Origin of the sequence: Pseudomonas edaphica, from assembly GCF_005863185.1 — a bacterium.
GTDB classification, from domain to species: domain Bacteria; phylum Pseudomonadota; class Gammaproteobacteria; order Pseudomonadales; family Pseudomonadaceae; genus Aquipseudomonas; species Aquipseudomonas edaphica.
Genome location: NZ_VBVZ01000431.1, coordinates 1 through 5,401, shown reverse-complemented (window position 1 = coordinate 5,401; position 5,401 = coordinate 1). Strand labels below are relative to the sequence as shown.

Annotated in this window: 7 protein-coding genes; 2 read left to right on the top strand and 5 right to left on the bottom strand. The window is 63.2% G+C overall.

From position 1 onward, the window contains the following. From FEM54_RS23410 to FEM54_RS23390, 5 genes are all read right to left on the bottom strand, one after another. A partial coding sequence (locus FEM54_RS23410; protein ID WP_138453324.1) for a metal ABC transporter solute-binding protein, Zn/Mn family occupies positions 1-685 on the bottom strand: 685 nt, incomplete at its 3' end. A 19-nt stretch (positions 686-704) separates the two neighbouring features. Next, positions 705-1,265 carry a DUF6162 family protein gene (locus FEM54_RS23405; RefSeq protein WP_017136361.1) on the bottom strand — a complete coding sequence of 187 codons (561 nt, stop codon included), beginning with the start codon at positions 1,263-1,265 and terminating at the stop codon, positions 705-707. Then, complete coding sequence (locus FEM54_RS23400; RefSeq protein WP_099547881.1) at positions 1,262-1,585, bottom strand: hypothetical protein; 324 nt, start codon at positions 1,583-1,585, stop codon at positions 1,262-1,264. The genes FEM54_RS23405 and FEM54_RS23400 overlap by 4 nt, the downstream gene beginning before the upstream one ends. After that, complete coding sequence (locus FEM54_RS23395; RefSeq protein ID WP_017136359.1) at positions 1,582-2,121, bottom strand: hypothetical protein; 540 nt, start codon at positions 2,119-2,121, stop codon at positions 1,582-1,584. The genes FEM54_RS23400 and FEM54_RS23395 overlap by 4 nt, the downstream gene beginning before the upstream one ends. Continuing rightward, positions 2,121-3,320 carry a PepSY-associated TM helix domain-containing protein gene (locus FEM54_RS23390; protein ID WP_017136358.1) on the bottom strand — a complete coding sequence of 400 codons (1,200 nt, stop codon included), beginning with the start codon at positions 3,318-3,320 and terminating at the stop codon, positions 2,121-2,123. The genes FEM54_RS23395 and FEM54_RS23390 overlap by 1 nt, the downstream gene beginning before the upstream one ends. A 268-nt stretch (positions 3,321-3,588) precedes the next feature. Here FEM54_RS23390 and leuC point away from each other — a divergent pair, with 268 nt between their 5' ends. Next, a complete protein-coding gene (leuC, locus tag FEM54_RS23385; protein WP_099547883.1) occupies positions 3,589-5,007 on the top strand; it encodes a 3-isopropylmalate dehydratase large subunit in 1,419 nt (472 codons plus the stop codon). Then, on the top strand, positions 5,004-5,401 hold a 398-nt coding region (gene leuD / locus FEM54_RS23380; RefSeq protein ID WP_138453323.1), incomplete at its 3' end, for a 3-isopropylmalate dehydratase small subunit. The genes leuC and leuD, both read left to right, overlap by 4 nt.

The following is a 5,401-nucleotide window of genomic DNA, read 5'->3' as shown; positions in this document are numbered from 1 at the left end:
TGGGCTCGATGCCATGGGCGGGCTCGACCACGGCGGTGACTTCCAGGCCAAATTCGCGCAGCAGGTAGTCGTAGGCCGCGTGCACGGTCGCAACGCGCAGGTCCGGGTTCGGCGCGCTGGTCAGTTTTGCCAGCGCATCGGCACGCATCTGGCGCAGGCGCTTGCCGTAGGCGCGGGCGTTTTGGGTGTAAGTCTTGGCGTTGTCCGGGTCGAGCTTGCCCAGTTCGCGGGCGATGTTGTTGACCTGGGCAATCGACGCACTGATCGACAGGAAGGTGTGCGGGTTGACCACCTTGCCCGCACCGCGCGCGGCGTTACCGGTGGCGGCCAGCAGCGGTACGTTGGCGTTGGCTTCGATCACCGGGATGTCCGGGCGCTCGCTGGTGGCGATCATGCGGTCGGCAAAATCATCATGGCCGACGCCATTGAGTACGATCACGTCCAGGGTGCCGATGCGCTTGATGTCTTCGGCGCGCGGTTCGTAGGCGTGGGGGTTGAAACCGGCGGGAATCAGCGGCACCACCTCGGCCTTGTCGCCGACGATATTGGCCACGTAGCTGTAATACGGGTGCAGGGTGATGCCGATGCGCAGGCGCTTGGCCGCTTCGGCATTCGCGAGCGGGGCGAGCATCAGGCTGAACAGGCCAACCAGCAACAGGCGTAACAGGGGCGATGAAATAGACATGGGCACTCGGTCTTCTGGTTCAGTGACGGTGCTGGCGGGTCACGCCGGCATCGAATTGCGTGACCACCTGGCGCCAGCCGGCGGCGATCAGCGCCGCGTCGGTGAGGTCGGCAGGGGCGGCGAGGTTGGCCTGGCGGTTGAGCCACACATCCGGCTCGTCACCTTGCACGCGCATCAGCACCGAGCCGCTGGTGCTTGGCGCTTGGCTCAAACCCAGGTAGGCCACAGGCTCAAGCAGCTGCCAGCGATGGTCGCCACGGCTCACCGAACTGGCGTCCTGGGCAAACGGTGCGAAGCCTTCTTCGGCCAGTTGCGTGGGCGTCGGCAGGGCGTTTTGCTCCTGCTGCAACAGCTGGATTTCATCCAGGGTCACGCGCAGGTCGGCGTAGATGCCTTGCTCGGCAGCGCTCAGGTCACGGCGTGCGTCCAGTTGGTGGCTGGGCACGGCGGCGACCTCCTGGGTTTCACCGTGCAGCGCCACCACCGTGCCAGCCACCGCGAGGATGATCAGGCACAGCAGCAACACGTAAAGGGTTTCATGGCCGGCCCCGGCAGGGCGTACAACCTGTGTGGTGCTCATTGGGGCTGGATATCCGCTTGGTCGATTTCCACCACATGGCCGGGGCCTGCATCAAACAGTACGTAAAACTCGGCCGAGGGCTTTTTGAACGTCAGGGTCGAGTCCTGACCGAGCTTGCCCGGCAGCAGGATGGTTTCGTCGTAGCCGATCACATCCAGGGTCACGCCCGGCGCGCCGCTGCCGTCGGAAAAACCGCCGGTGCACTGGATCTGTTCGCCGGGGATTTCCTTGCATTCGCACATCGGGTTATGGGCCAGGGCGACGCCACTGAAGCCGGCGCAGAGCAATAAAGCGGCGCGAGTCAGGCGCATTAACGTCATGGTTTAACTCCTTGCTTGTTCAACCAGGCAATGGTGGCAGGCGAAGCCTGGCTCAGCGGGATGGAACCCTGGTGCATGGAGCCGTCCCAGCCTTCCATGGTCACCCATACTTCGGCGTCCACGGGTGTGCGTTCCGGCACCGGCAACACCGCACCCATGCGGTACGGCGTGCCGAAGAAAATCACCCCGGCCGCGCGCAGGCTGCGCGGTTTGCCGATACGCAGGTAAGTGGCCTTGACCTGCTCGGCGCAGGTGTCGCACAGGGCGGCGTTGAAAAATTTCATCGGGCCGGCCGGGTCCGGGCGCGGGCCTTCGTTGCGAAACTCTGCGAGGGTCAGGCTCCACGGCCCCACCTGCACTTCGCCGGCCACGCGCTCGCCAATGCCGCTGTCACCGCGAAACAGTGCGGCGTCGGCAAAGTACTTGGGCATGAACCCCAGGGGCACCAGCAACAGCAGGACATTGATGTGGAAGCGCCACTTGAGCCAAAAGGCCCGCAGCGGCGAAGGTGGTGTGGTGGTCGCACGTTTGCTCATCAATTGGCCTCCGAGGTTTCAGCCTGCCTGGCCGTGGCGGGGGCCGGCGCGCGTTGCGTCTTGGCCTCGCGCTTGAAGGCGTTGAGGGTGGCCAGCGCGGTGCGTTTGGTCCAGATCAGCAGACCGCTCAACACCATCATGCTCATGATCAGGCCGAAGAATGCCCAGATCAGCTTGACCCACAGGCCGCCAAAGTCGCCGGTGTGCAGCGGACGCATGGATTCGGTGACGAACTCCAGTGTCGAGCGGTCGGACAGCAGGTGCGACACGGCAATTTCACCGTCGTACGGGTTGAGCTGCGCCGTCTGGAACATCAACGGGTACCAGCCGCGCCCGCCGATCTGCAGGTGGCTATAGGCGTTGCTGGGCAGGAACACAAAACTGGCCTCCAGCCCGGGAATGCGCTGCGTGGCGATCTCGATGGCCCGATCGATCGGGATCATTGGAGCCGGTACGCCCGGTGCTGACACAGGCACCTTCTCCCGGGCAATTACCGGCACGATGGGCTCACTGGAGATGGAAATCTGGTTGTCGCCCAGAATTGCCCGGATCAGGAACCAGATGCCGGTGATGGAAATTACCGCGATAAACCAGATCGACCAGATACCGCTCAAACGATGGAAGTCACCCCAGAAGATCCGCGCGCCATGGCGGATTCGCAGGGTCGGGCGCAGAAACCCTTTCCAGAAACGCTTGTACACCACCAGCCCGGTGACCAGGGATGCCAGCAGCGGTATGCCAAGCGCCGACACCAGGTACCAACCCCAGCTGTAGCCATTGGTAAACGGCACCAGCCACCAACCGTGCAAGGCACGGGTAAATTGCTGGAAGTTGAACGCTGGGCTGATGCCCTGGATCACGCCGGTATACGGGTTGACGTAGACCTCCACCGAGCGCCCGTCGGGGTAACTGAGGTCGACACTCAGCGCGAAGTGCGACTCGTCCGGGCGGGTGATCGACTGCACGATTGCCTGGGGTTCGTTGCGCTTGATGGCGCCGATGACCTGGTCGTAACTCAGCCGTTCGGCATCGTCCGACGGCTTGCTGGCGCGGATGTCAGGGTTGGCCAGCCAGACGATTTCCTGGCTGACCACCGCCAGGGTGCCGGTGACGCAGACGATCAGTACAAAAAACCAGATGGGCAACGCCAACCAGCTATGAACCAGAAACCAGAGTTTTGAGCGTGACTTCTTCGACATGTGAATGCGGGTCTTGATCGGAGGAGGGCGAAGGAGGCCCGGAAAAGGCCAGTCGTAGCTTTTGCTGACGCGACGGGCTGTATCTAAGTTAAGACGGATGAGAATGAGAAATCCCTAAGCGGGATATGAAAGAAAATGTTTCAGCGTTGCCGGATTGAACACGAAACATGTTCCAAGCCATCACCCAGGTGCCATTGATGGGGCCGGGGGGCTGCGTAGGATGGGGTCATACCGTTGAGCGAGCGCTTATAAAAGTGAGTCCACAAACATGACTGCCAGAACCCTCTACGACAAACACATCGACTCCCACACGGTGTGCGCCCTGGATGACCAGGGCCATGTGCTGCTGTATATAGACCGCCAGGTGATCAACGAATACACCAGCCCCCAGGCGTTCAGCGGCCTGCGCGAGGCCAAGCGTGGCGTATGGCGCCCCGGCACCGCGCTGGCGGTGGTCGACCACGTAAACCCCACCACGCCCATGCGCATTGCCGCGATGCCTGACGCAGGCGGCGCGCGGCAAGTCTCGTACCTGGCGGAAAACTGCCAGGACTTCGGTATCGAGCTGCTGGACATCCTCGACAAACGCCAAGGCATCGAACACGTGATTGCCCCGGAGCAGGGCTTTATCCTGCCGGGCATGGTGATTGCCGCCGGCGACAGCCACACCACCACCTACGGTGCCCTCGGCGCCTTCGGGTTTGGCATCGGCACCTCGGAAATCGAGCACCTGCTGGCCTCGCAGACCCTGGTGTACAAACGCCTGAAAAGCATGCGCGTGACGGTAGACGGCACCCTGGGCAACGGCCTGACTTCCAAGGACGTGATCATGGCACTGATCGGCAAGATCGGCGCGTCCGGGGCCACCGGTTACGCCATCGAGTTTCGCGGCGCCACCATTGATGCGCTGAGTGTTGAAGCGCGCATGACCATCTGCAACATGGCGGTGGAAGCTGGCGCGCGGGGCGCGTTTATGGCACCCGACGAAAAAGTCTTCGCCTACCTCAAAGGCAAGCCGCGTGCGCCCAAGGGCGAGTTGTGGGAACAAGCCCTGGTGCAATGGCGCACGTTGCACACCGACGCCGACGCGGTGTTCGACCAGGAAGTGCAGCTGGACGCCAGCACCCTGGAGCCTATGGTTACCTGGGGCACCAGCCCCGACCAGGCCGCGCCCATCGGTGCCCGCGTGCCGGACCCGCAAGACGTCAGCGACCTGATCCTGCGCCAGGACATGCGCCGCGCCCTCAACTACATGGGCCTGGAAGCCGGCATGCCGCTCAGCGACATTGTGATCAGCCACGCGTTTATCGGCTCTTGCACCAACGCGCGCATTGAAGACCTGCGCGACGCCGCCAGTGTGGTGCGCGGCAAGCAGGTGGCCGAGCATGTGCGGGCGATGATCGTGCCGGGCTCCACCGAAGTGCGTGACCAGGCCGAAGCCGAAGGGCTGGCGGCGATCTTTATCGACGCCGGCTTCGAATGGCGCCAGTCGGGCTGCTCGATGTGCCTGGCGATGAACGATGACGTGCTGGCGCCCGGTGATCGCTGCGCGTCCAGCACCAACCGCAACTTCGAAGGCCGCCAGGGCGCTGGGGCGCGCACTCACTTGATGAGCCCGGCGATGGTCGCTGCCGCGGCCATCACCGGCCGCCTCACTGATATCCGTCATTTTGGAGACCGCCCATGAGCCTGCAACCGTTTACCCAGGTCACCGGCCAGGCCGCGCCGATGCTGGCGGCGAATATCGACACTGACGTGATCATGCCCAAGCAATTTCTCAAAGGCATCGACCGCGCCGGCCTCGATCGCGGGCTGTTCTTCGACCTGCGCTTTTTGCCCAATGGCGCACCCAACCCCGAATTCGTATTGAACCAGCCGGCCTGGCTGGGCGCACGTTTCATGGTGGTGGGGCCGAACTTCGGCTGTGGTTCGAGCCGCGAACACGCGGTGTGGGGCTTGAAGCAGATGGGCATTCGCGCGCTGATCGGCAGCAGCTTTGCCGGGATCTTTTATGACAACTGCCAGCGCAACGGAGTGTTGCTGATTGCCTTGGACGAGGCGGTGCTGCACACACTCGGGCA

Bases quoted from the DNA above. Each gene is read 5' to 3' on its own strand.
- FEM54_RS23405 (WP_017136361.1), bottom strand. From the start codon at position 1,265: ATGAGCACCACACAGGTTGTACGCCCTGCCGGGGCCGGCCATGAAACC.
- FEM54_RS23400 (WP_099547881.1), bottom strand. From the start codon at position 1,585: ATGACGTTAATGCGCCTGACTCGCGCCGCTTTATTGCTCTGCGCCGGC.
- FEM54_RS23395 (WP_017136359.1), bottom strand. From the start codon at position 2,121: ATGAGCAAACGTGCGACCACCACACCACCTTCGCCGCTGCGGGCCTTT.
- FEM54_RS23390 (WP_017136358.1), bottom strand. From the start codon at position 3,320: ATGTCGAAGAAGTCACGCTCAAAACTCTGGTTTCTGGTTCATAGCTGG.
- leuC (WP_099547883.1), top strand. From the start codon at position 3,589: ATGACTGCCAGAACCCTCTACGACAAACACATCGACTCCCACACGGTG.